Genomic DNA, 24,217 nt, shown 5'->3' with positions numbered 1-24,217 from the left:
ATGATTAAGCTTTGCTCAAAAGTTCTTGTTCAATTTGGAGTGTTTTGTGTCTAGCCATATTACAAATAGCAAAAAACAGATGGCGCTGTTGACCATGTTAGTTCTATTCAGTCCGCTTGCGATTGATATCTATCTACCTGCTTTGCCTCTTATCGCGTCCACTTTTCAGGTAGAAAATGCATTGGCACAAGACACCATCACTTGGTTCCTATTTGCTATGGGTGTTGGTCAGCTGTTCGCTGGTCCCTTGGCAGATAAACTCGGACGTCGAACTGTTGCATTGGGCGGCATCACCATCTACGCATTGAGTGCTTTATTGGCGTGGAGTGCTCAAAATATTGAGTGGATGTTGATGGCTCGTTTGCTACAAGGCTTAGGTGCGTGTGCAACATCTGTAGCAGCCTTTGCAACAGTTCGCGATATCTTTGGTCCGGAGAAAAGCGGCAAGATGATCAGCTACCTTAACGGTGCGATCTGCTTTATCCCGGCACTGGCACCGATCCTTGGTAGTTGGTTAACCCAACAATTTGATTGGCGTGCAAACTTCAGCTTTATGGCGGGTTTCGCTGTAATTGCAGGAGCGATGATGTTCTTTGGAATGAAGGAAACCAACCCTGCAACAGAAAAGCAGGCGGTATTTAAACTGAGCCGCTACTGGGCAGTCTTGAGCACACCATCATTCATCTTCCACGCTTCACTGTGTTTGATGGCGATGGCGGTCATTCTTGCTTATGTAACGTCTGCACCTGTAGTGTTGATGACAGGCATGGGACTATCGATGAATGAATTCACCTTCTGGTTTGGTCTGAATGCGGCGTTCAACATTGCTGCTTGTATGCTTGCGCCTAAGTTCATGGATCGCTGGGGCACACACAATTCACTGGTTGTTGGTATCTGCTTACTGGCAATTGCTGGCGTGATCATGATGGTGATGAAAGAGCACAATACGGCACTGTCTTTCATGCTGCCAATCTTTATCTCATCGGTTGGCTTCGCTTGGATTCTTGGCGCAGCAGCTGGTAAAGCGTTAGAACCGTTTGGTGATAAAGCGGGTACTGCGGCTGCATTGCTTGGTTTGTTCCAAATGAGTGGCTCTGGTTTGTTGGTGGGTACGCTACAGCGTTTATCACTGGATCCACAAACTCTGATTGCGATTCATATGTGGGTATTGCTTCCAGCTTTGGTGATTCTGTTTAGCAAAGCAGGTAAGAACTGGCATGCGAAATTGGCGAATGCGTAAAACTCGGTAATTTAGTATTTTCCAATGTACCTAACGCGTGTATATTTGTCGTTCAAACTTTTCTCGACACCATAACGGAACTCATAAAGTAATGTCGTTAACCACGTATGAAATGGCTCGTATCCTAGAGCAAATGGAAGAGTCACCAGAAAAGGTGATGTTTGGTAAGTTGCTTAACGAATTAGGTAACCAAAGCTCTGAGCGCATTCGTAGCGCGGCAAAACAAGTTCCAGTGCCGGTATTACGTGATCTTGTGTATCAATTTCAGCAAGTGATTGAATCACGTAAAGGCGAGCAAGTAGAGCAGATGGCAAAAGACCTCGCGAAGCAAGGTATCTCAGCTGAAGAGCTACTGGCTTACTTAAATAAATAATAAAAAAATCCCCGCATCACGCGGGGATTTTTTTAGTGAGTGATTTTCTTCTTCAGTATGTGGTCGAGGGACAATGGTCCTGGTCCCCACACAATTACTACAAGAATCATCAATCCCCAAAGTTGGTGATCATAGAAACCTTTTTCCCACAATAGCGGGTAAGAGACCACGGCGATGATGTTGAACACAAACAGAATCGCAGCCATCGGGCGGGTAATCAATCCTAGTGCCAAGAACACAGGTAGAACCAATTCTGCAGCCGTACCTAAGTAAGCCGCCAATTCCCATGGCAGTATTGGCACTTGGTATTCCAACTCAAATAAATACAGTGTGCTATCCCAAGACGAGAGTTTGATTAGCCCTGAATTGAAGAATACCCATGCAACCCACAAGCGACAAAAGAGAAGTAGTAAAGGGACAAAGCCAGCTTGTAGGGTGCTGATTAAATCGTCGTACCGATTCACTAAGTTTTTAACCGTATCCGTCATAGAGTGCTCCTTAGATTGATTTCAATGTAAAGCCGTCAACGAGATCGAGTGCCATGATGCTATTGAGATGAGCGAGTAAAACTTCAGGTATTTCGCTCAAACTCTGTTTCTGCTCTAAACATTGCAGCAGTTGGAACACATCGGCATCGAGTGCGTGACACAAGGCTTCTCCATTGGCTTGAATCGAGATGACACCTTGCTGTAATTGGTTGATATTAAGTTGTTCGAATTGCCCAGTTTGAATCGCGCTGAACAAATCAAATACTGCATAACTGGAGTCAAAGCTGCGGCAGCCTTGTTTGAGGTGCAAAACCAAAGCGGGTTGTTGCTCTTCACTCACTTCGCCAAGTAACGCAAGCGGTTTTAATTGTGCAGCACTGGATTGTTCATACTGCGCTTGACGAGCGAGGTCGATATGCCACTCGAAGCGTGCTACTTCAGGGCTGTAAGGGGCTTGTGCGATCACCTGACTAAACTGCATGATGGTGTCTTGAAAGCCTTCGCCATAATGCACCACATTTCCCTCTTCCAATGGATAAGTGAGAACGTGCTGGCGAGCCATCTGTTCAAAGCATTCTTCACCAAGTAGCGCTTCAACCATTGGGTAGGTAGCGGACAACACTTCGCTTAAGCTTACGATAAAGTTATTGCGGTAAATCTGCATGCGTTCATCAGCGGTAAACTCATCACTGGCAATATCGCAATCTTCACCGAGTGCTTGATAGTGTAGGGCTTTCGCAAACTGGCTTTGTAAGGTGGCTAGATTCATGATGCCTTCCTTGGTTCGCTTTGTTCACTTGGAAGTGTGCCTTGCAACAGCAGTCGGGATGCTTTCTGCGCTTCTCCGAGCAAGACTTCTGGCGCGGGGATATCCAAATCCCATTCAATCAATGCATGACGTGGACCATGTTTTTTTGTCCACTGCGCGAACAGTTGCCAAACTTCATCGCTAACTGGGCGGCTATGGGTATCAATCCATATCTCACCTTTGTCGAGTTGTTTGATGGTAAAACCTGCCAAGTGAATCTCATCCACTTTGTCGGCTGGAATTGCATCTAGGTATGTGTCGCAATCAAAACCGTGGTTGAACGCCGAAACATAAACATTGTTTAGATCGAGCAATAAACGACAGTCAGTGCGCTTTTGCACTTCGGTAAGAAACTCCCATTCGCTGATGGTCGAATGTTGAAACTTCACATAACTAGATGGGTTCTCTATCAAGATCTCGCGTTGCAAATAATCCTGCACTTCATTCACGTTACGAGTGAACACTTTGAGCGCTTCTTCCGTATACGGAAGTGGAAGCAGGTCATTAAAGTAGTGACCGCCGTTTTCACTCCAACTCAAATGGTCAGAAACAAGAATCGGGTCGATTGAGTCAATCAGCGCTTTAAGTTGAGCAAGGTGCTTTTGATTCACACGTTCCACCGAACCTAGTGACAGACCAATGCCATGGCAGCTAATTTGATACTGCTCGCGCAATGCTTGTAATTGATTGCGCTCTGCAGCGTTGGGTTGAAAATAGTTTTCACTGTGGATTTCTAACCAAGATAACTTGGGTTTGTTTTGGCTAAAATAATCGAGGTGAGGCGTTCTTAATCCAACTCCAACAAGGTCGTGGAAGGTGTGGTGTTTCACGTGAAACTCCTTTTCAAAGCGGGCGGGAAGAGAAGGATGCGCCGGTTGAGCGTCAACGCATCCTTGCAGTAGCTAGCGATAAAAGATTATGAAGAAGAAGTGCTACCGCCAACGAGTTTGTCACATAGACCTTTTGGTACGACTACGAATGCGTCTTTTTGGTTATCTTCTTTAGAAGTACCCGCGCATGAGCTGCTTTTCGTTGCACAGTCGTTTTTACCTGCTTTAGAAACGCCGTAGCACTTCTCTTTATCAGCAGCGACAGCTGGAGCTGCAGTTAGCATTGTACCACCAAGAGCTAGAAGACCAGTAACAGCAGCAGTAACAGCTAGATTCGACTTTTTCATAATAAATTCCTCTGAATGATTTCCTTTACTTTAAGTTGGCAAGATGAATCGCCTGTTTTGGCGTTTTTGTTATCAACTTGCTTAACTTAAAAGATAGGAAACTGGCTAAAAAACTTTCAGAAAAATTTTCGAAACAAATGGTTTTAAAGAATGGAATTTGTATAACTTATTGATGTGTCGAGTAAAAAAACGACGAATTTTTTATGAATTTTTGTCTAATCTGAAGAGGTTGTTTAGGTTATAATCTATTTTTATGTATAAATAACCAGTAGCTCTCATCATGATGGATCCATCTCTATTACTCGACGGTTTGAACGACAAACAACGCGAAGCCGTTGCAGCACCTCTAGAAAACTTGCTCGTCCTTGCTGGTGCAGGGAGTGGTAAGACACGCGTTCTTGTTCACCGTATCGCTTGGTTGATGTCGGTCGAGCAATCATCTCCGTTCTCAATCATGTCGGTAACCTTTACCAATAAGGCGGCGGCAGAGATGCGTGGACGTATCGAAGAGCTAATGATGGGCAGTGCAGGCGGCATGTGGAATGGTACTTTCCACGGCATTTGTCACCGTATTCTGCGCGCGCACTATCTTGATGCCAAGCTACCGGAAGATTTCCAAATCATCGACAGTGACGACCAACTGCGTTTACTAAAGCGTTTGATCAAAGCGCAAAACCTCGATGAGAAGCAGTGGCCAGCACGCCAAGTTGCATGGTGGATTAACGGCAAGAAAGACGAAGGTCTGCGTCCGTCGCACATTGATGCGTATCATGATCCAGTGACCAAGACATATCTGCAGCTGTACACCGCTTACCAAGAAGCGTGTGATCGTGCTGGTTTAGTCGATTTTGCGGAAATCTTGCTGCGCGCACATGAGCTACTGCGTGATAACAAGTTCGTCCGTGAACACTACCAAGCACGCTTTAAGCATATCTTGGTGGACGAGTTCCAAGATACCAACAACATCCAATATGCTTGGCTACGTATGATGGCGGGTCCTGAGTGTCACGTGATGATCGTAGGTGATGACGACCAGTCGATTTACGGCTGGCGTGGTGCAAAAGTCGAGAACATTGAGAAGTTTACGCTGGAATTCCCAAGCGTGAATACCATTCGTCTTGAGCAAAACTACCGTTCAACCAAGACCATTCTGGAAGCGTCCAACGCTCTGATCGCGAATAATACCGAGCGTATGGGTAAAGAGCTTTGGACTGATGGCGTTGTCGGTGAGCCTATCTCGATTTATAGCGCTTACAACGAACTAGACGAAGCCCGTTTTGCGGTAAACAAAATCAAAGAGTGGCAAGACAAGGGCGGTGCTCTGAATGACGCTGCAATGCTTTACCGAAATAACGCCCAGTCGCGTGTTCTTGAAGAAGCACTAATCCAAGCAGGTCTGCCTTACCGTATCTACGGCGGCATGCGATTCTTCGAACGTCAGGAAATCAAAGATGCCTTGAGCTACATGCGTCTGATTGCCAACCGTAATGATGATGCGGCATTTGAACGTGTAGTGAATACGCCAACGCGTGGTTTGGGTGATAAGACGCTTGAAACCATCCGTTTTGCGGCTCGTGACCGTGGTTGCACCATGTGGGAAGCGAGTGTGGCTATGTTGGATGAGAAGGTGCTTGCAGGTCGTGCTGCTGGTGCTCTGAGCCGTTTTATCGAGCTTGTTACGGCACTAGAAGACGACACCATCGAGATGCCGCTGCATCACCAAACTGACCATGTGATCAAATACTCGGGCTTGTTCGCGATGTACGAGCAGGAGAAGGGTGAAAAGTCTAAGGCGCGTATTGAGAACTTGGAGGAATTGGTGACCGCAACTCGCCAATTCGAGAAACCAGAAGAAGCCGAAGACATGTCCTTGCTGACGGCATTCCTAACCCACGCAGCATTAGAAGCGGGCGAAGGACAAGCGGACGAGTTTGAAGATGCGGTTCAGCTCATGACATTGCACAGTGCTAAAGGTCTAGAGTTCCCATTGGTGTTTATGGTTGGTGTGGAAGAAGGCATGTTCCCAAGCCAAATGTCGGCAGAAGAAGCAGGGCGTTTAGAAGAAGAACGTCGTCTGTGTTACGTAGGCATGACCCGTGCGATGCAGAAACTGTACATCACTTATGCTGAAATGCGCCGTTTGTACGGTCAGGATAAGTACCATAAACCGTCTCGCTTTATCCGTGAACTGCCAGAAACGTGTTTAGACGAAGTACGCATGAAGGCGCAAGTTAGCCGTCCTGCAAGCAGTGGTCGATTTAGCCAAACGGCGGTGAAAGAGAGCTTCAATGAAACTGGCTTTACGCTAGGTTCTCGTGTGATGCATCCTAAGTTTGGTGAGGGCACCATCATCAACTTCGAAGGCAGTGGTCCACAGAGTCGCGTACAGATTGCCTTTAATGGTGAGGGTATCAAATGGTTGGTGACTGCTTACGCTCGACTAGAGAAACTGTAAGGCCTCACCAAAACTGATCAACTCAAGAGCTGCTTCGGCGGCTCTTTTTGTTTGTGCCGTTTTAAGTGAAAGTAGGGTGTTGTTAGTGAATGTCTGTTTTCTGCAGGGCTGCTGAGAAAAATTTTAGGCAAAGAAAAACCCCGAGGGCTTGCGCCCATCGGGGTTATAGTCTTACTCGCAGCAATCCGGCTACTAAGAGTGCTCCATGCATCTAATCCATGATAGTGTACTGAATCCGTCAGCTTAATCCTTACGTCGCCTTCCTAGCGGTGTCCTTAATGACCTTATCCTGGTCTGCTAACTATCCTCGTTAGCTCTCATCACTTGTTCCTTGAGCGGTGTCCCTGACATCATCCTGATGTTCAAATCCTTGCCTCATCCAGAGGTGTCCATTTCCCGTCCTTAGTAGCAACCATCCTAGTCACTATTGATTCCGTTCAATGTCCAATTTTGCAATCCATGCCCGACTATTCATCCTGAATAACCGTTTCTTCTTCCTGAAGTTCACCAAGTCAGTGGTGTTTCCTGTTCCGTGTCAGCATCCTTCCGACAGGTTTAATATTACGTGTTTAACGATTTCCAACAACGGGCTAATCTCACATTTTTTCACTCTCTTAGCGTTCAAAAAAGATACATAAATATTAAATTCAATGACTTATGCTCTTTGTTGTACGGTTTTACCATTAAAAAAGAGAGGTTTGCTCAACCCTTTGTGAGAGATCTCGCACAAGGGGTCGAGCGAAAGACTCTTACTGCCCGATAGCGGCACCTTCACGCCTTGGATCGGCTGCGCCCTCAAGACCGTCTTTTGTTATACGTATCGCATGCAGTCCAGAGTTCAAATCACGAACATCAGTTTTAAAACCCATCTTTTCCAACTCAGGCTGTAAGCCTTCTGCAGCGGTACCTTGCTCAATATCTAAGGTACCAAAACGGTTCAGTAATCGTGGCTGATTAATCGCGCTTTGGATGTCCATATCCCACTGCGTGTGGGCGATAATGGCTTGTGCGACGTAACCAATGATGCGGCTGCCACCCGGTGAGCCAATTGCCATGTAAGGTTTGTCATCCTTCATCATAATGGTTGGTGCCATGGATGAACGTGGGCGTTTGCCCGGTTCTAAGCGGTTCGCGATTGGCACACCATCTTGGTGAGTGCGGAAGGAGAAGTCGGTCAGTTCGTTGTTGAGCAAGAAGCCGCGCACCATCAGGCGTGAGCCAAAAGCGTTCTCAATGGTCGTTGTCATTGAAACCACATTGCCTTGCTTATCGACGATATTGAAATGGCTGGTGGAAGGCAGCTCGATCGATTGATCCATGCTTAAGTTCATCGCGTGTGACCACGGTGGGTTACCGGCTTCAACCTTACTCAACGCTTTACCGACTTGAATGAGCTCAGAACGTTGTTTGAGATAATCTTTATCAAGTAAGCCTTCGGTTGGCATTGGCACATAATCTTGGTCAGCCATGTACTTACCGCGATCCGCAAACGCAAGGCGCGATGCATCGGCGATCACTTGCCATGATTTCGCGCTTTCGGCTCCCCAACCTTTAAGATCGTATTGCTCGGTGATCGCAAGAATCTGTCCAACCGTCAATGCGCCAGAGCTAGGTGGTCCCATGCCGCAGATGTCATAGCTTTGGTAAGCCGCACAAACCGGTTCACGTTGCTTGATTTGGAACGCATCAAAGTCAGGTTGTGCCAATACGCCAGGATTGCCCGGTGCATTCTGTACTGTCTTGATGATGTCTGTGGCGATATCGCCTTGATAGAAAGCTTTTGCCCCCTGTTCTGCAATTGCCGTCAGAGTTTGCGCGTATTCAGGGTTCTTCAACAATGTGCCTTCGGCTTTTGGTGAGCCATCTGGATTAAAGAAGTAAGCCTTAGTCGCAGGGAAGCGTGATAGGCGCTTGGCATCTTTCTCAATCAGACTCGCGAGGCGAGGACTTACTTCGAAACCTTGCTCAGCCAAGGTAATCACAGGTTGGATGATCTTTTTCCATTCCAACTTGCCGTATTTCTGGTGCGTGTCCCACAGTAGTTTCACAGTGCCAGGAGTGGCAACGGAGCGCCCACCGACAACCGCATCGTAAAATTGCAGTGGTTGTCCTTTGTCATCCAGGAAGAGTTTCGGCGTCGCGGCGAGCGGTGCGGTCTCGCGTCCATCATACGTGGTTAGTTTTTGCTTCTCACTGTCCCAATACACTAAGAAGGCACCGCCACCAATACCTGATGATTGCGGCTCTACCAAGCCCAGCATCAGTTGCACGGCAACCATGGCATCAATAGCATTACCACCTTGTGCAAGAACATCCGCACCAGCTTGGGTGGCAAGTGGGTTGGCTGCTGTGACCATATAATCTTTGGCTTTAACCAATTGCTTTTGCTCGAAGCCAGTGCTGTGCTCCGGCGCAACCGCATCTGCTGCTTGGTTAGCAAAGGCTGAGGTAGATAAGATTAGTGGGGAAGTAAGAAAAAGACCCGTGGTCACGAGTCGGTTGAACGTCCAATGCATGATGACTCTCCATGTTGCCAGTTTTGTGCTTTCAGCTTGGCAGTCATGAAGAGTCACGTCGAGTCAGCAATCTTAGAAATGTCGATTGTGCTACGCTTTTAAATCAGTACTTTATCCGATAAAAGTGCTGATGGTTTGGTACAAAATACTGCCGCCCACGAGAGTAAATACCACGCCACACAGACCGTCGATGTAGATGCCTGCTTGTTGCAATTTACGTTGTAAGCGCTGCGTCGACAGCATCCATGCAAGGCTAGAGAACCAGAATAGCGACAAGCCAAACAGGATGACCAAAGCAATACCTTTGCCAGTGATCGACATACCTGCAGGGACTAAGCTCGACATCAAACTGATAAAGAACACCAAGGCTTTTGGGTTAAGGATGTTGGTCGCAAATCCTTTAGCAAATGCCTGACGCTTATTGCTGATCACTAGGTTGTTTTGCTTCTTAGGTTGATCCGCTAGCGGGTTTTTGATCATTGAGATCACGGCGCGCAATGCACCAATACCTAAGTAGAGCAGGTAACTACCACCGAGCAGTTGCACCACCGAGTACAACACTGGGTGCTGGTGGACGATATAACTCACGCCTGTCAGGCTGAATAAAGAGTGCAGCAAAATACCGACGGACAATCCCAACGCAATGTACAAGCCAGTTTGACGACCATGACGCGTCGCGTTTTGTACCACCAGAGCAAAGTCGGGACCTGGACTCATTAGGGCAATAAAGTGAATGCTGGCGAGCGTCAGCAATATGGTGGATTCATTCATAACACATCTCAAATATAACCAATGCGGCTATTGTCGTGGCAAGTCACCTGTGGCGCTTGTAAAAAACTGACAGCTTTCTCGGTAAATGAAATTAACGAGTCACTTGAGAAGGGGAAACGCCGTAGGTCTGTTTAAACGTTTTGCTGAAATGCGCTTGATCGTAGAAACCGATCTGATGGGCGACGTCGGTACCACATTGACCAGCTTGCAGTAACTTCATGCCCTGTTCAAGGCGCAGGCGTGCGAACCATGCATAAGGCGTCATGCCGGTTTGCGCTTTAAAGTGGCGCTGGAACTGAGTTGGGCTCAGTTGGCACAGCTCTGAAAGTGAATCCAAACGCACCGCTTGGTCGAGGTTTGCCATTAGATAATCTTTTAACGTCCCAAGCGATTGATTCCCAAGTGGTACTACTTTTTGTCGCTCAAGCGATCCGTAGCGATCAAAAAGCTGGTTAAATCCTTCAAAAGGAAGGCAATCTTTGGTGAGTTGGCTGAGGTTTTCACGACGAAGTAGCCCATGTAAGTTACTAAGTTGTGAAAATATCTGTGGATCCGAGATGATCAGCTCGTTGAAGTGTATTATTTGACCGTTTTGCTTAAGATCAGCCAGATCGCTCAATAGGTGAGGTTCGATCGCAAATACATTCACTTCATAGCCACTTTCGAGCTTAGATTGCCCGTCGTGCAGCTCATCTGGCGGCATTATCACAATTTGCCCGTGACCAACTTGGTGGCTGTTACCTTGGTATTGGAACTTCTGCGCACCATGCGTGATCAGACCGAGATGAAAATCCAGGTGGTAATGCCTTTGAAAAGCAAATTTCTGGTATTTCGCCTCTATCAGACTCAAGTTGTCATGGTCGGTTGCGTAGTACTGAATATGTTCCATTAAATAAAAAAAGCTTGGTCACATTATGACCAAGCTTATCCATCAATTTCTTAAATGTCTTGTAAAAAACGATCAGGCAGCACGAGCCGCTTTGCGTGACTTGCTGTTATTACGCAGACCATCAAAGCTAAACACCACCAAGGCGCCCCAAATAAAGGCGAAGGTAATGGCTTTATCGCTGGTGAACGGTTCGCCGTAAATCAGCACCGCAAGCAAGAACATCAAACTCGGACCTATGTATTGGAAGAAGCCCAACGTCGATAGCTTTAGACGGGTTGCTGCGCCAGTAAAACACAGTAGCGGCAGAGTAGTGATCACGCCTGCAGCAATCAACAAGGTATTAAGCTGCATTGGGTTATCTAGCATGTTGGACGTCGGTGAACTCGCAATAAACAACAGGTAAATCGCTGCAGCAGGTAACATCACCAAGGTTTCAATAAACAGTCCGGTTTGTGCTTCCACACTGACTTTCTTACGCAGCAAGCCATAAAAGCCGAAACTCATTGCCAGCGCTATAGCGACCACAGGCACCGAGCCGAAGACGATCAGCTGAACTAATACGCCACAAGCAGCAAGGACAACCGCGAACCACTGAAGCTTACGTAGACGCTCGCCAAGGAAGACCATCCCGAGTAAGACGTTGATCAGTGGGTTAATGTAATAACCTAAGCTGGCATCGAGCATGTGATTCGAGTTCACCGCCCAAATGAAGATCAACCAGTTTGCACCCACCAAAATGGCAGTAGAAACCAGAAACATCATCTTGGTTTTGTTTTTAATGATGTCGCGAACCGAGCGCCAATGGCGACCAAAATGGAGGAGTGCGGCTAGCAAAAAGAAAGACCAAATCACTCGGTGGCTTAAGATCTCTAGTGGTGAGACTTCAGCAATCGATTTGAAGTAAATGGGTGCGATGCCCCACATGGTGTACGCGCCAATAGCAAGCAAGACGCCTTGCCGTGAGCGTTGTTGTTCTTCTGGTGTCATGGGATGTCACCTAATTGAGTTTTTATAGAGCAGAAAATCAGTATACGAGTCGTGAGCTGAATCACCTAACAATTTGCGGTTTTATTCACCATGAAACCCCATTACAATGTGCCCTCACTTTGCGTGCTAGTGGCATGCATAAGCACCTCTTTTTAAGACCCAATCTGAGATTTTTCATGACCTCTACCTTGTTAGCCGAACAATCAGACTCGCCTGTAACGCCTCAACGTGTGTTGGAGGATGTGTTTGGTTACCAAGAGTTCCGTGATGGTCAGCAGTTGGTGATTGACGCCGCGGTAGAAGGTCGCGACAGCTTAGTTATCCTGCCTACTGGTGGTGGTAAGTCGCTGTGTTATCAAATTCCTGCTTTGGTTCGCTCTGGCATTACTTTGGTCATTTCTCCGCTTATCTCGCTGATGAAGGACCAAGTGGATCAACTTAAAGCCAACGGTGTAGCGGCTGAGTGTATTAACTCGACCATGCCTCGTGAAGAGCTGCTCAGCGTGTATAACCGCATGCACACTGGGCATCTTAAGTTGGTGTACGTCTCGCCAGAACGCGTATTGATGCGTGATTTCATTGAGCGCTTGGAAAACTTGCCGCTATCGATGATTGCCGTCGATGAAGCGCACTGTATTTCCCAGTGGGGACACGACTTCCGTCCAGAATACGCCGCGCTTGGTCAGCTTAAGCAGCAGTTTTCCCATGTGCCATTTATGGCGCTGACGGCGACGGCGGATGACGCAACGCGCCGAGATATTCTTGAGCGTCTGCAACTCAATAATCCAGAGGTTTACCTAGGCAGCTTCGACCGCCCTAACATCCGCTACAACTTAGTTGAGAAGCACAAGCCGGTTTCGCAAATCGTTCGTTATCTTGAGACCCAGAAGGGTAATTGCGGCATCATCTATTGTGGTAGCCGTAAGAAAGTTGAGATGGTGACTGAGAAGTTGTGTAACAACCACATTCGTGCAGCTGGTTATCACGCAGGTATGGATGCCGATGAGCGCGCTTACGTTCAAGAAGCTTTCCAACGCGATGATATCCAGATCGTGGTGGCGACCGTGGCATTCGGTATGGGCATCAACAAACCAAACGTGCGTTTTGTGGTTCACTTTGATATCCCGCGCAACATTGAATCCTACTATCAGGAAACGGGTCGTGCAGGGCGTGATGGTTTGCCTGCGGAAGCGATGATGTTGTATGACCCTGCGGACATCAGTTGGCTGCGCCGTATGTTGGATGAGAAAGACGATGGTCCACAGAAGCAGGTGGAAACCCACAAACTGAATGCGATGAGTGCCTTTGCTGAGGCGCAGACTTGTCGTCGTCAGGTGCTATTGAATTACTTTGGTGAGTATCGTGAGAAGCCATGTGGCAACTGCGATATTTGCTTAGATCCACCGAAACACTTTGATGCCACGGAAGAAGCGCGTAAGGCGTTATCTTGTGTGTACCGAGTGAATCAGAGCTTTGGTATGGGCTACGTGGTAGAGGTGCTACGTGGCATGCAAAACATTCGTGTACGTGAAAATGGACACGATAAGATTTCTACCTATGCGATAGGGCGCGATCACAGCCATGATTACTGGGTGAGTATCTTCCGTCAGTTAATCCACAAAGGGCTGTTGTTCCAAAACATCACGCGTAACTCAACGTTGCAACTTACCGAAGAGGCGCGTCCGTTGTTGCGTGGCGATGTGACTCTGGAGTTAGCGGTTCCACGTTTAGACACCGCAGCACGTGCGGCGAAGTCGGACAAACTGACCAGCAAGAACTACGACAAAAAGCTGTTTGCTAAGTTACGTAAGCTGCGTAAGTCGATTGCTGATGAAGATGGTTTGCCACCATACGTGGTCTTCAGTGACGCGACTCTGATTGATATGGCGGAAATTCTGCCAACGTCTTACGGCGAAATGCTGGCAGTCAGCGGCGTTGGTCAGCGCAAACTAGAGAAGTACGCCGATCCATTCCTTGATTTGATTCAAGAACACATTACTCACCACGGATAAGGAACCAAAATGCACAAGGAATTTGGCTTAGCGGATTACATGGCACAAGAAGGGCGCTTAATCATTACCGCGCCGAGCTTTGACCTTGATAGCTTTCCTGCCTTAGGTGAGCGTTTAGTCGGCTTGCTTTCTGCAACTGTGGTGGAAAAGCAATGGGATGCGGACATTCACTCTTGGCTGATTGACTTTGAAGGTTGCCGACTGTTTATGAAAGCAGAGCATTACAGCGAAGCGATTTGGTTTGAAGCGTTAGCGATTGAAGAGAGCAGGGAAGAGTTGGATTATCTTGCAGGATTGTTCCAGCACGGTTTCTAAAAATAGAGTTTTTCTAGAGAGGGTGTTTCACATGAAACACCCTTTTTTATGCTCAAACGTTTGCGTAAAACAGACGACTTGCGGCGAAAAGTGGTTAATGTATAATCGCCCACCGCTTCGCTCAGAATGAGCCAAGCCAGTTTATTTTTTATTTTACATTGTTGGTAAGAGCCACTTTATTCAGTGACTCGATTTGGGTTCCCTCACCCCCAAACCAAACTAAAAAGGTATCGCATGAGTAACTTTACCCCTGCGCAGCAGCGCAACGCCCTTATCTATCTGGTTCTATTCCACCTAGTCATTATTGCATCTAGCAATTACCTAGTTCAGCTACCGTTTACTATTTTCGGTTTCCATACCACTTGGGGTGCATTCACTTTCCCATTTATCTTCTTAGCGACTGACTTAACCGTGCGTATTTTCGGTGCTCAGTTGGCACGTAAGATCATCTTCTTAGTGATGTTGCCTGCTTTAGCAGTGTCTTACTTCTTATCGGTGGTGTTCTTCGAAGGTCAATTCCAAGGTTTTGGTCACCTAGGGGAGTTTAACTTATTCGTTGCTCGTATCGCGATTGCTAGCTTCATGGCGTACCTACTTGGTCAGATCATGGATGTGCACGTGTTCAACCGCTTACGTCAAATGAAGCAATGGTGGGTGGCTCCAACGTGTTCAACGCTTTTCGGTAATGCACTTGATACTATCGCTTTCTTCGCCATTGCGTTCTACCAAAGTCCAGATCCATTTATGGCGGAGCATTGGACGGAAATCGCGCTGGTGGATTACGGCTTCAAACTGATTATCAGTCTTGGTTTGTTCGTTCCTATGTACGGCGTATTACTGAATTACCTAATTAAGAAGCTGACTGCGGTGAACCCTGACTTTAAGGTGACGACAAGCGTTCAGTCTTAATATCAGTGGGAACCCCGAAAGCCGCTTGCTCAAATCAAGCGGCTTTTTTGTACCTGCTTACTGGGATTTAGAGGGTTTTGTACAGCGTGAGGAGCAATTAGATCATGGGTGTCCAAAAGCTCCCTAAGCTGTACGAAGGTAAAAATGAGCAACAAAAAAGGTCCCAATAGGGACCTTTAACTAAGCAATAAGTTATCGTGAGATTTAACAAGTCACAATACTTAACGGCCAACCGATGTCTGTTTGACGGTTGGATTCAATTTCCAACTCAGCGGCCGTCAGCGGGTTTGCATCTAACCATTTGGCTTCAATGCTGAGCGTTAGCTTGTCGCCTTCTGCTTTTAGAGTGACATTTGGTACTAGGTCTGGATTACGACGATGACTAAGTAAAACAGCCAAACGCAATAGACGTAATACACGTTTCGCACTGTTACCTGAAAGTGCATGTTGCTCAGGCAGGGAGGTGAGCTGTTCGCGGTAGCGGCGTGCAATTTCACCAATAAAGAACTTTTGCGCACGCGTATAACCAGGCAAATCTAAATGCTGCAGTAGGTAAGCGCTGTGCTCTCCACCTTTTTTGAAGTCGATAGTCAGACCGATTTCGTGCAGCTTAGCTGTTGTTTCCAGCAGGACTTTACCTTGAGGTTCTGCAACCCAAGCTTCACCACCGACTTGCTCAAGTAGATTATTAGCGAGGTTTGCCACTTGCTCACCGTACTCGCAATCCAATTGGTAACGGCTTTGTACGCTACAAATGGTACGAGCACGAATGTCGTTTTGACGAAGCTCGTCAACCATCTCATACACCAGCCCTTCACGCAGAGCGCCGCCAGCCAGTGTCATGGCATCAATTTCTAGTAGCTCAAAGATTGCAATTAAAATAGATAAACCACTTGGAAATACCAGAGCACGTTCTAGGGTCAGACCTTCAATATCGAGCTCTTCTAAGTGATCAGCAAGCATCGCCTGCTTTTGTAGACGCTTAAGTTTGGAGTGAGTAATTACTTCGTCCATACCTTGCGCTAGCATTATTTCTTGCAGTGCTTGAACTGTACCTGAAGCACCCACACACACATCCCAACCTAGGTCGGTGTACTGCTCTAAGATTGGCTTTAAGGTTTGTTTTGCGCCTTCAATGGCAGACTCGAAGTTGCGTGCGTTCAACTGGCGGTCTTTAAAGAAGCTTTCCAACCATGTTACACAACCCATCTTAAGGCTAGTTAGCGCTTTCGCTTCGAAGCCCTCACCGATAATCAGCTCGGTACTTGCACCGCCAATATCGACCACAAGGCGGCGACCGCTGCCTCCCGAAGTGTGAGCAACGCCTTTATATATAGTGGCGGCTTCTTCTTCACCTGTGATGACTTCGATAGGTTGACCTAAAATTTGGTTCGCCTTCTCTAGGAAAACATCTACATTGGTTGCGGTACGCAAAGTCGCGGTACCGACAATACGGATGTTCTGTTTAGGAATATCCTGCAAGCGTTCTGCAAATAGACTTAAGCAGTCCCATCCTCGCTGCATAGCTTCCGTACTAAGAGAATTACGTTCATCCAAGCCCGCCGCTAGGCGAACTTTGCGCTTAATTTTAGCCATGGTTTGAACGCTGCCATCGATATGACGCACAACGAGCATGTGAAAACTGTTCGACCCGAGGTCGATGGCGGCGTATAGCGGTGATGATCCTGCTTGACTCATAAACGACTTCAGTTTCCTTTTATGATTGTTTTGGCGCTGATTGACGCGGTTGACGAGGACGACGTCCTTGCGGCTTGCGGTTACCAGAGCGAGTGCCACCTGTATTGGTGCGACGTTGTTGAGTACGAGGCGCGCGCATACGAAGTGGTGCAGGCAGATCTTGGATTAGAGCCGAAGCGTCGTAATCAGAAACTGGGATTGCGTGCTCAATGTATTCTTCGATTGGTGGCAAGTTGATTGCGTAATCTTCACAAGCGAAGCTGATAGAGTGACCACTTGCGCCGGCACGGCCCGTACGACCGATACGGTGAACGTAATCTTCACAGTCATCAGGCAGATCGAAGTTAAATACGTGTGTTACTTGAGGGATGTGTAGACCGCGTGCTGCAACGTCAGTTGCTACTAATAGGTCAACTTCACCGCGAGTGAATTGCTCAAGAATCTTTTCACGCTTCTTCTGCGGTACATCGCCAGTCAGTAGACCAACACGGTGGCCATCTGCTGCTAGGTGACCCCAAATCGATTCACACTTGTGCTTAGTGTTGGCAAAAACGATCGCGCGATCTGGCCATTCTTCTTCAATCAGGGTTTGAAGCAGTGCCATCTTGTCTTCGTTCGAAGGGTAGAAAAGCTCTTCTTGGATGCGATGACCGGTTTTTTGTTCTGGCTCAACCACAACGTGCTCTGGGTTGTGCATGTGTTCGAATGCCAGCTCTTGAACGCGGTAAGAAAGCGTCGCTGAGAACAGCATGTTCAAACGCTCTTTTGGTTCTGGCATACGGCGGAACAAGAAACGAATGTCTTTAATAAAGCCAAGGTCAAACATACGGTCGGCTTCATCGAGTACAACCGCTTGAATGTTGTTTAGGTTGAATACGCGCTGTTTGTAGAAATCGATAATACGACCAGTCGTACCAATCAGGATATCTACACCGTCTTGAAGCTTCGATAGTTGCTTATCGTAGCTTTCGCCACCGTAAGCTAAGGCAGCTTTAAGACCTGTACTCGCAATCAAAGGTTCCGCATCATTAAAGATCTGAATCGCTAGCTCACGGGTTGGTGCCATGATGATAGCACGCGGTTGAGTTGGCTTACGACCTTCATGCTCAGGTGTAGTCAATAGGTGGTTAAAGGTAGCAGTAAGAAACGCAAGCGTCTTACCAGTACCCGTTTGGGCCTGGCCTGCAATGTCTTGGCCGGTGAGCAGTACCGGCAACGCCAAGGCTTGAATTGGGGTACAAAATTCGAACCCTTTTTTCTCCAAACCTTCAGTAATTTGTGGATTTAATCCCAAATCGGCGAACTTTTGCTCTGTGATATGCGTCTTTTTCATGGCTATAGAATATCAGCTAAAGCTTGCAATACGAAAGTAAATACATTCCAATAGGGCATCTAATTACTGGTTATCATCCAACCAGTTTCAAAAAACACATTGGAGTGGAAGATGAGTGATAAGATTTTGCAGCTTACTGATGACGGTTTTGAAAACGATGTAATCAACGCTGCAGGCCCGGTTCTTGTTGATTTCTGGGCAGAATGGTGTGGTCCTTGTAAGATGATTGCTCCAATTCTGGACGAAATTGCAGAAGAGTACGAAGGCAAACTCACTATCGGTAAACTAAATATTGACCATAACGCAGGTACACCACCTAAGTTTGGTATTCGCGGCATTCCAACGCTACTGTTATTTAAAGACGGTAACGTGGCGGCAACGAAAGTTGGTGCACTGTCTAAGACTCAGCTAAAAGAGTTTTTGGACGCAAACCTATAATCACCAAGTGATTCAGAACAAAACCGTGCAAAGTGATAATGCACGGTTTTGTTTTTCTAACTCTGGACTAGAATATTAATTAGTGCTAACTTATCGCGCGTTAATTGAACAAATTTCTCTTCTTGGTCGATCCTGAGACCAAATCCATCTTAACTAGAAAATAGATCTTATTTTGACTAAACAAGCATCCACCACCATGAATCTTACTGAACTGAAGAACAGACCTGTGTCTGACCTTGTAAAGCTTGGCGAAAGCCTAGGTCTTGAGAACCTAGCTCGTCTAAGAAAACAAGACATCATCTTCGCTATTCTTAAAGCGCACGCGAAAGGCGGCGAAGACATCTTTGGCGATGGGGTTCTGGAGATTCTGCAAGACGGCTTTGGTTTCCTACGTAGCGCAGACAGCTCATACCTTGCTGGCCCTGATGATATCTACGTTTCGCCAAGTCAGATTCGTCGTTTCAACCTACGTACTGGTGATTCAATCGCTGGTAAAATTCGTCCACCAAAAGACGGTGAGCGCTACTTTGCTCTTCTTAAAGTCAATACGGTTAACGACGACAAACCAGATAACGCTCGTAACAAGATCCTATTTGAGAACTTAACGCCTCTACACGCTAATGAGCGTATGGTTATGGAGCGCGGTAATGGTTCAACAGAAGATATCACGGCACGTGTACTAGATTTGGCATCGCCAATCGGTAAAGGTCAACGTGGTTTGATTGTTGCTCCGCCTAAAGCGGGTAAGACAATGCTTCTGCAAAACATCGCTCAAAGCATCGCATACAACCACCCTGAGTGTGAGTTGATGGTACTTCTAATCGACGAACGTCCAGAAGAAGTAACCGAGATGCAGCGCTTAGTTAAAGGTGAAGTGGTTGCGTCAACGTTCGATGAGCCAGCTTCTCGCCACGTACAAGTCGCGGAAATGGTAATTGAGAAAGCAAAACGTCTTGTTGAACACAAGAAAGACGTAGTTATCCTGCTTGACTCTATCACTCGTCTAGCTCGTGCATACAACACCGTAGTACCTTCATCAGGTAAAGTACTAACTGGTGGTGTGGATGCAAACGCACTACATCGTCCTAAGCGTTTCTTCGGTGCAGCACGTAACGTAGAAGAAGGCGGCAGCCTAACTATCCTTGCTACTGCTCTTGTTGATACTGGCTCTAAGATGGACGAAGTTATCTACGAAGAGTTCAAGGGTACAGGTAACATGGAAATCCACTTGAACCGTAAGATTGCAGAGAAACGCGTATTCCCTGCGATTGACTTCAACCGCAGCGGCACACGTCGTGAAGAGCTTCTAACTAAGAACGAAGAACTTCAGAAGATGTGGATTCTGCGTAAGATTGTTCACCCAATGGGCGAAATCGACGCAATGGAGTTCCTCATCGACAAACTAGCGATGACGAAGACCAACGACGAGTTCTTCGATGCGATGCGTCGTCAATAGTCTCAGATAAGTAATTCTGCGAAGGGCCACCGTATATCGGTGGCTTTTTTATTGCTTTCTCCCGAGATAAGCAGCAGAATGAAGGAAATGTTATCGGGAGGTTAACATGCAACAAGGAATGTTGTCGTCATTACTCCTGAGCTTGTCACTTATAACGCTACCAGCAACGTTATCTGCCAAGGAAATGCAGGAAACTGTGGTAGAGCAGTGGCTTCAGGATACCCAAATACAGACCAAAGTATCTGAACTGCTTGATTATGCCGTCAGAGACGAGGTTGACTCGCTTAAATTTTCCCTAGACCGACTTGCTTTCCCTCAACAAGAAGTCGTCCGCTTTCTTTTGCTCGAAAAGTTTGAACAACAAGAAATCATCCTCACGCCAAGAATGGCGATTTTTGTCGAATCTCAGATTAGTATTACTCCAACTTACCAAGTACTAGAGCGCGGCGACGGTTACGAATTCACCGTACCTGCTTTTAACTTTCCTTCTATTGCTAGTCGTCTGATTAAACGTTGGAAACAAGACCAAAGTACGTTGGAGTTTGTGTTAGCGGCAGAGCGCCAAGAACTTAATCTAAAAGATTGGTTAACAGGCACTTCGCAACATGTACAAACCAGAGAAGCGTTACTTATTCGTGAGCTGGACAGCTTATCGCCGGATGCACTTGAAGCCCTGATTAAACAATTAACTCATGCTAATGTGACTAGTTGGCTGCCATCAACAGCGGTGGTCGTGCGTTTGGCACAAGTCAGTCAAAGTGAGGCAATGTATGATCTGCTGTGGCGAATGCGTGCGGACTATAATAGCCAAACCGAGCTGGCAAGGCTTGCCGAAGTTGGTGACGAATTTTCATTGCAACAATTGATGAATTCCACTGTCAATCCAACCTTAAAACCTTATGCTATTGAGCTGCTCACCAGATCCAATCCACTCTCTCATGACGTAAAACAATTCTTAGTGGCCAAGATGGCACTTTCCGAAGAAGCCACTTTGGTTGCAAGAGAACTCGTAAAGCAAGGGCACCACTCGTGGTTGGAAGAGCTTGTTTCAAGTAATCGCCAAGTAAAAACACGACAGATTGCAGAATTCTTGGAATAGCCGTTGTTGAAGCCATTGTTCTTTAAGTAACGATTCTTGTCGTTATCGAGTTCACATACCCACACAAAATAGGAGGATCTTAGCGTCCTCCTATTTGTTATACTGCGGACAGTTTAATCAGCCAGCATGAAGGCCTATGAGTTTTAAGGATTTACGCGAATTTATCGACCACCTAGAACAGAAAGGTCGACTTAAACGCATCACTCACCCCGTCGACCCCGCTTACGAAATGACAGAGATCAGCGACCGTACCTTGCGTGCTGGTGGCCCCGCGCTGTTGTTTGAGAACCCAATTGGCTACGATGTACCTGTTTTGACGAACCTATTTGGTACGCCAGAGCGTGTCGCGATTGGTATGGGACGTGAAGACGTTAAAGAATTGAGAGAAGTCGGTAAGCTGCTGGCTTATTTGAAAGAACCTGAGCCACCAAAAGGCTTCAAAGACGCATTGGAAAAATTGCCAGTGTTCAAGCAAGTATTGAACATGCCAGCCAAGCGCCTACGTAAAGCGCCATGCCAAGAGATTGTGTGGCAAGGTGATGAAGTCGATTTGGATAAAATCCCGGTGATGAGTTGCTGGGCGGAAGACGTTGCGCCACTGCTTACGTGGGGCTTAACCGTGACCAAGGGTCCAAACAAGAAACGTCAGAACCTAGGTATTTATCGCCAGCAGAAAATTGCCAAGAACAAAATCATCATGCGTTGGTTGGCTCATCGTGGTGGTGCGCTTGACCTGCGTGATTGGATGGAAACCAATCCAGGTAAACCTTTCCCTGTTTCAGTCGCGTTTGGTGCAGACCCCGCAACCATTCTTGGTGCAGTAACGCCAGTGCCAGATACGCTATCGGAATACGCATTTGCAGGTTTGCTACGTGGCAGCAAAACGGAAGTCGTGAAGTCAGTCAGTAATGATGTGGAAGTGCCAGCGAGCGCTGAAATCGTGATGGAAGGCTATATCGACCCGAACGAGTTTGCCGATGAAGGTCCTTATGGCGACCACACTGGCTACTACAACGAAAAAGAAAAACACCACGTGTTCACCATTACGCACATTACCATGCGTAAAGACCCAATCTACCACAGTACCTACACAGGCCGTCCGCCAGATGAACCAGCTGTATTGGGTGTGGCATTAAACGAAGTCTTTGTGCCGATTCTGCAAAAGCAGTTTCCAGAGATTGAGGACTTCTACCTACCGCCAGAAGGTTGTTCGTACCGAATGGCGGTCGTCACTATGAAGAAGCAGTACCCAGGACATGCCAAGCGCGTAATGATGGGCGTATGGTCTTTCTTACGTCAATTCATGTACACCAAGTTTGTTATTGTGTGCGATGAATCGGTAAACGCGCGAGATTGGAATGATGTCGTGAAAGCCATGTCAGAGCATATGGATCCTGTACGTGACACCTTGATGATAGACAACACGCCAATCGACTCACTTGACTTTGCTTCGCCTGTGGTTGGTCTTGGCTCCAAGATGGGTTTAGATGCGACCATTAAATGGGATGCTGAACTGGCGACACGCATCAAGGTCAACGAACGTGACAATAAAGTGATTACCCAGTCTGATCTAGATACGCTAAAACAGCAACGCCCTGAGATTGTCGATATCTATCTACCAGCAACAGCAAATAACCAGTTCGCTGTTGTGACCATGAAGAAAGACCAAGCTGGTCAATCGCAAGCCTTGATGGAATACCTGTGGGGCTTCTTTGCTCAGTACACGGATAACAAATTCATTATCTTGTGCGACGATGACGTTAATGCACGAGATTGGAATGACATCATCTGGGCTGTAACAACCCGAATGGATCCAGATAGAGACACTATTCAAGTGCATGGTAAGACTGATAGTTCATCCAAATTAGGATTTGATGCGACCAACAAGTTCGAATCCGAAGTCACGCGCGAGTGGGGAACACCTATCAAAAAAGATCCTAAACTTGTGGCTAAAGTCGATGAGATTTGGAACCAGTTAGGTATTCTATGAGTCATCAAGTCCACCTTCTACCGATGGACGTTACGTTCCAAGTAAAAGAAGGGGAGACGGTGTTGGAAGCCGCGCTCAACAATAATATTCGCTTCCCCCACCGTTGCCAAGTTGGCGCTTGCGCCATGTGTATGTGTAAAAAGCTGACGGGTGAGGTGAGTTACCACCTCGAACCGATGCTAACCGAAAAAGAGCAACAGCAAGGTTGGATATTCCCTTGCCAAGCCTATACAGAAAGTAATTTAGTGCTTACTTTTGATGAGTAAGCGAGAGGAACACCATGACCATCCAATGTAAAGTAAAGTCTATTCAGCCGTTAGCTTGTAATACTTATCAAATCCTTCTACACCCAGAATCACCTGTACCTTTTAAAGCAGGTCAGTACCTAATGGTTGTGATGGGTGAAAAAGACAAGCGTCCTTTCTCTATTGCAAGCAGTCCTTGTCGTCATGAAGGTGAACTTGAACTGCACATCGGTGCGGCGGAACACAACGCTTATGCACTAGAAGTTGTTGAAGCAATGCAAGCGGCATTAGAAACAAATGGTCATATCGAGATTGATGCCCCACATGGTGATGCTTGGGTTCAAGAAGAAAGCGAACGCCCACTATTATTGATTGCTGGTGGTACTGGCTTTAGTTACGTGCGTTCGATTCTGGATCACTGTGTTGCACAGAACAAAACCAACCCTATCTATTTATACTGGGGTGCGCGTGATAACTGCCAACTTTACGCTAAAGAAGAGTTGGTCGAGATCGCTGAAAAGTTTGCCAACGTTCACTTTATTCCAGTAGTAGAAGAAGCACCTACCGATTGGCAAGGTAAAGTTGGTAACGTGCTACAAGCGGTGAGTGAAGATTTCGAAAGCTTAGAAAACTACGATATCTATATTGCAGGTCGCTTCGAAATGGCTGGCGCAGCGCGTGAACAGTTCACTCAGAACAAGAAAGCTAAGAGTGAACGTATGTTCGCAGACGCGTACGCGTTCATTTAAATACGGCTTTTGAGGCAGAAAAAGAGGGTTTTTTACCCTCTTTTTTGCTTTTTTGATGAAATAGTCATCGAACAGTCAGTTTTTTCCATTTTTTTTCAAAAAAGGGTTGCGAACGGATCTGAGTTCCCTATAATGCGCATCCACCGACACGGCAGACGCGATAAGGCTTCAGCAGGGTCGGAGAGGTGAAAAGCTTCTGAGAAAATAAATTGAAAAAAGTGTTTGACACTCTCAATTATCTCGTTAGAATGCACCTCCGCTTTGAGAGA

General features: G+C 46.8%; 22 protein-coding genes. 12 read left to right on the top strand and 10 right to left on the bottom strand.

What is annotated here, in order from left to right:
- Window positions 1-46 precede the first annotated feature (46 nt).
- A complete protein-coding gene (locus KIV41_RS23115) occupies window positions 47-1,240 on the top strand; it encodes a multidrug effflux MFS transporter (RefSeq protein ID WP_285337753.1) in 1,194 nt (397 codons plus the stop codon).
- Window positions 1,241-1,331: 91 nt separating this feature from the next.
- Window positions 1,332-1,613: a hypothetical protein gene (locus KIV41_RS23110; RefSeq protein ID WP_005443411.1), complete on the top strand. Its 282-nt coding sequence runs from the start codon at window positions 1,332-1,334 to the stop codon at window positions 1,611-1,613.
- A gap of 32 nt (window positions 1,614-1,645) precedes the next feature.
- Here KIV41_RS23110 and KIV41_RS23105 read toward each other — a convergent pair whose 3' ends face one another.
- The 4 genes from KIV41_RS23105 to KIV41_RS23090 all read right to left on the bottom strand — a co-directional run bounded on the left by KIV41_RS23105 (window position 1,646) and on the right by KIV41_RS23090 (window position 4,086).
- Window positions 1,646-2,101: a DoxX family protein gene (locus tag KIV41_RS23105; RefSeq protein WP_009696777.1), complete on the bottom strand. Its 456-nt coding sequence runs from the start codon at window positions 2,099-2,101 to the stop codon at window positions 1,646-1,648.
- Window positions 2,102-2,111: 10 nt separating this feature from the next.
- The gene (locus tag KIV41_RS23100) at window positions 2,112-2,870 is read right to left on the bottom strand and encodes a DNA-binding domain-containing protein (RefSeq protein ID WP_009703118.1); all 759 of its coding nucleotides are present in this window, start codon (window positions 2,868-2,870) and stop codon (window positions 2,112-2,114) included.
- Window positions 2,867-3,739, bottom strand: a complete 873-nt coding sequence (locus KIV41_RS23095; protein WP_152163784.1) for a DUF692 domain-containing protein — start codon at window positions 3,737-3,739, stop codon at window positions 2,867-2,869. The genes KIV41_RS23100 and KIV41_RS23095 overlap by 4 nt, the downstream gene beginning before the upstream one ends.
- A gap of 86 nt (window positions 3,740-3,825) precedes the next feature.
- Complete coding sequence (locus tag KIV41_RS23090; protein ID WP_005451246.1) at window positions 3,826-4,086, bottom strand: DUF2282 domain-containing protein; 261 nt, start codon at window positions 4,084-4,086, stop codon at window positions 3,826-3,828.
- Between the two features lie 280 nt (window positions 4,087-4,366).
- Here KIV41_RS23090 and uvrD point away from each other — a divergent pair, with 280 nt between their 5' ends.
- Window positions 4,367-6,541: a DNA helicase II gene (gene uvrD / locus KIV41_RS23085; protein ID WP_285337752.1), complete on the top strand. Its 2,175-nt coding sequence runs from the start codon at window positions 4,367-4,369 to the stop codon at window positions 6,539-6,541.
- Window positions 6,542-7,290: 749 nt separating this feature from the next.
- On the opposite strand, the gene ggt is transcribed toward uvrD, so the two are convergent.
- The 4 genes from ggt to rarD form a co-directional block, all read right to left on the bottom strand.
- The gene (gene ggt, locus KIV41_RS23080; protein WP_285337751.1) at window positions 7,291-9,057 is read right to left on the bottom strand and encodes a gamma-glutamyltransferase; all 1,767 of its coding nucleotides are present in this window, start codon (window positions 9,055-9,057) and stop codon (window positions 7,291-7,293) included.
- Window positions 9,058-9,168: 111 nt separating this feature from the next.
- On the bottom strand, window positions 9,169-9,828 hold the full coding sequence (locus tag KIV41_RS23075; protein WP_005440026.1) for a LysE family translocator: 660 nt from the start codon (window positions 9,826-9,828) through the stop codon (window positions 9,169-9,171).
- Window positions 9,829-9,919: 91 nt separating this feature from the next.
- Complete coding sequence (locus KIV41_RS23070) at window positions 9,920-10,717, bottom strand: AraC family transcriptional regulator (protein ID WP_285337750.1); 798 nt, start codon at window positions 10,715-10,717, stop codon at window positions 9,920-9,922.
- Window positions 10,718-10,789: 72 nt separating this feature from the next.
- Complete coding sequence (gene rarD / locus KIV41_RS23065; protein ID WP_285337749.1) at window positions 10,790-11,704, bottom strand: EamA family transporter RarD; 915 nt, start codon at window positions 11,702-11,704, stop codon at window positions 10,790-10,792.
- Between the two features lie 176 nt (window positions 11,705-11,880).
- Here rarD and recQ point away from each other — a divergent pair, with 176 nt between their 5' ends.
- From recQ to KIV41_RS23050, 3 genes are all read left to right on the top strand, one after another.
- The gene (gene recQ / locus KIV41_RS23060; RefSeq protein WP_005451195.1) at window positions 11,881-13,716 is read left to right on the top strand and encodes an ATP-dependent DNA helicase RecQ; all 1,836 of its coding nucleotides are present in this window, start codon (window positions 11,881-11,883) and stop codon (window positions 13,714-13,716) included.
- 9 nt (window positions 13,717-13,725) lie between these two features.
- Window positions 13,726-14,031, top strand: coding sequence for a DUF3630 family protein (locus KIV41_RS23055; RefSeq protein ID WP_285337748.1), 306 nt, complete (start codon window positions 13,726-13,728; stop codon window positions 14,029-14,031).
- Window positions 14,032-14,265: 234 nt separating this feature from the next.
- Entirely contained in the window at window positions 14,266-14,940 is a 675-nt protein-coding gene (locus tag KIV41_RS23050) for a 7-cyano-7-deazaguanine/7-aminomethyl-7-deazaguanine transporter (protein ID WP_005378770.1), read from the top strand.
- 204 nt (window positions 14,941-15,144) lie between these two features.
- Here the strand turns inward: KIV41_RS23050 and gppA are convergent, their stop codons facing one another.
- Both gppA and rhlB read right to left on the bottom strand, forming a co-directional pair.
- Entirely contained in the window at window positions 15,145-16,638 is a 1,494-nt protein-coding gene (gppA, locus tag KIV41_RS23045; RefSeq protein WP_285337747.1) for a guanosine-5'-triphosphate,3'-diphosphate diphosphatase, read from the bottom strand.
- Between the two features lie 19 nt (window positions 16,639-16,657).
- Window positions 16,658-17,971, bottom strand: coding sequence for an ATP-dependent RNA helicase RhlB (gene rhlB, locus KIV41_RS23040; protein WP_010444566.1), 1,314 nt, complete (start codon window positions 17,969-17,971; stop codon window positions 16,658-16,660).
- 111 nt (window positions 17,972-18,082) lie between these two features.
- Between rhlB and trxA the strand changes: the two genes are divergently transcribed.
- From trxA to fre, 6 genes are all read left to right on the top strand, one after another.
- Window positions 18,083-18,409: a thioredoxin TrxA gene (gene trxA, locus KIV41_RS23035; RefSeq protein WP_005458583.1), complete on the top strand. Its 327-nt coding sequence runs from the start codon at window positions 18,083-18,085 to the stop codon at window positions 18,407-18,409.
- 196 nt (window positions 18,410-18,605) lie between these two features.
- Window positions 18,606-19,865: a transcription termination factor Rho gene (gene rho, locus KIV41_RS23030; RefSeq protein ID WP_005440042.1), complete on the top strand. Its 1,260-nt coding sequence runs from the start codon at window positions 18,606-18,608 to the stop codon at window positions 19,863-19,865.
- A gap of 106 nt (window positions 19,866-19,971) precedes the next feature.
- On the top strand, window positions 19,972-20,964 hold the full coding sequence (locus KIV41_RS23025; RefSeq protein WP_285337746.1) for a hypothetical protein: 993 nt from the start codon (window positions 19,972-19,974) through the stop codon (window positions 20,962-20,964).
- Between the two features lie 136 nt (window positions 20,965-21,100).
- A complete protein-coding gene (ubiD, locus tag KIV41_RS23020; RefSeq protein ID WP_252041345.1) occupies window positions 21,101-22,954 on the top strand; it encodes a 4-hydroxy-3-polyprenylbenzoate decarboxylase in 1,854 nt (617 codons plus the stop codon).
- Complete coding sequence (locus tag KIV41_RS23015) at window positions 22,951-23,220, top strand: 2Fe-2S iron-sulfur cluster-binding protein (protein WP_009696789.1); 270 nt, start codon at window positions 22,951-22,953, stop codon at window positions 23,218-23,220. The genes ubiD and KIV41_RS23015 overlap by 4 nt, the downstream gene beginning before the upstream one ends.
- A gap of 14 nt (window positions 23,221-23,234) precedes the next feature.
- On the top strand, window positions 23,235-23,948 hold the full coding sequence (gene fre / locus KIV41_RS23010; RefSeq protein WP_071236528.1) for an NAD(P)H-flavin reductase: 714 nt from the start codon (window positions 23,235-23,237) through the stop codon (window positions 23,946-23,948).
- Window positions 23,949-24,217 lie beyond the last annotated feature (269 nt).

The organism is Vibrio sp. D401a (assembly GCF_030248515.1).
GTDB classification, from domain to species: domain Bacteria; phylum Pseudomonadota; class Gammaproteobacteria; order Enterobacterales; family Vibrionaceae; genus Vibrio; species Vibrio rotiferianus.
The sequence above is the reverse complement of the archived record's forward strand: the minus strand, read 5'-3'. Positions and strand labels throughout refer to the sequence as shown.

What these genes read in the sequence shown, in the direction of transcription:
- KIV41_RS23110 (WP_005443411.1), top strand. Translation starts at nt 1,332, where the DNA reads ATGTCGTTAACCACGTATGAAATGGCTCGTATCCTAGAGCAAATGGAA.
- KIV41_RS23105 (WP_009696777.1), bottom strand. Translation starts at nt 2,101, where the DNA reads ATGACGGATACGGTTAAAAACTTAGTGAATCGGTACGACGATTTAATC.
- KIV41_RS23100 (WP_009703118.1), bottom strand. Translation starts at nt 2,870, where the DNA reads ATGAATCTAGCCACCTTACAAAGCCAGTTTGCGAAAGCCCTACACTAT.
- KIV41_RS23090 (WP_005451246.1), bottom strand. Translation starts at nt 4,086, where the DNA reads ATGAAAAAGTCGAATCTAGCTGTTACTGCTGCTGTTACTGGTCTTCTA.
- uvrD (WP_285337752.1), top strand. Translation starts at nt 4,367, where the DNA reads ATGATGGATCCATCTCTATTACTCGACGGTTTGAACGACAAACAACGC.
- ggt (WP_285337751.1), bottom strand. Translation starts at nt 9,057, where the DNA reads ATGCATTGGACGTTCAACCGACTCGTGACCACGGGTCTTTTTCTTACT.
- KIV41_RS23075 (WP_005440026.1), bottom strand. Translation starts at nt 9,828, where the DNA reads ATGAATGAATCCACCATATTGCTGACGCTCGCCAGCATTCACTTTATT.
- KIV41_RS23070 (WP_285337750.1), bottom strand. Translation starts at nt 10,717, where the DNA reads ATGGAACATATTCAGTACTACGCAACCGACCATGACAACTTGAGTCTG.
- rarD (WP_285337749.1), bottom strand. Translation starts at nt 11,704, where the DNA reads ATGACACCAGAAGAACAACAACGCTCACGGCAAGGCGTCTTGCTTGCT.
- recQ (WP_005451195.1), top strand. Translation starts at nt 11,881, where the DNA reads ATGACCTCTACCTTGTTAGCCGAACAATCAGACTCGCCTGTAACGCCT.
- KIV41_RS23055 (WP_285337748.1), top strand. Translation starts at nt 13,726, where the DNA reads ATGCACAAGGAATTTGGCTTAGCGGATTACATGGCACAAGAAGGGCGC.
- KIV41_RS23050 (WP_005378770.1), top strand. Translation starts at nt 14,266, where the DNA reads ATGAGTAACTTTACCCCTGCGCAGCAGCGCAACGCCCTTATCTATCTG.
- gppA (WP_285337747.1), bottom strand. Translation starts at nt 16,638, where the DNA reads ATGAGTCAAGCAGGATCATCACCGCTATACGCCGCCATCGACCTCGGG.
- rhlB (WP_010444566.1), bottom strand. Translation starts at nt 17,971, where the DNA reads ATGAAAAAGACGCATATCACAGAGCAAAAGTTCGCCGATTTGGGATTA.
- trxA (WP_005458583.1), top strand. Translation starts at nt 18,083, where the DNA reads ATGAGTGATAAGATTTTGCAGCTTACTGATGACGGTTTTGAAAACGAT.
- rho (WP_005440042.1), top strand. Translation starts at nt 18,606, where the DNA reads ATGAATCTTACTGAACTGAAGAACAGACCTGTGTCTGACCTTGTAAAG.
- KIV41_RS23025 (WP_285337746.1), top strand. Translation starts at nt 19,972, where the DNA reads ATGCAACAAGGAATGTTGTCGTCATTACTCCTGAGCTTGTCACTTATA.
- ubiD (WP_252041345.1), top strand. Translation starts at nt 21,101, where the DNA reads ATGAGTTTTAAGGATTTACGCGAATTTATCGACCACCTAGAACAGAAA.
- KIV41_RS23015 (WP_009696789.1), top strand. Translation starts at nt 22,951, where the DNA reads ATGAGTCATCAAGTCCACCTTCTACCGATGGACGTTACGTTCCAAGTA.
- fre (WP_071236528.1), top strand. Translation starts at nt 23,235, where the DNA reads ATGACCATCCAATGTAAAGTAAAGTCTATTCAGCCGTTAGCTTGTAAT.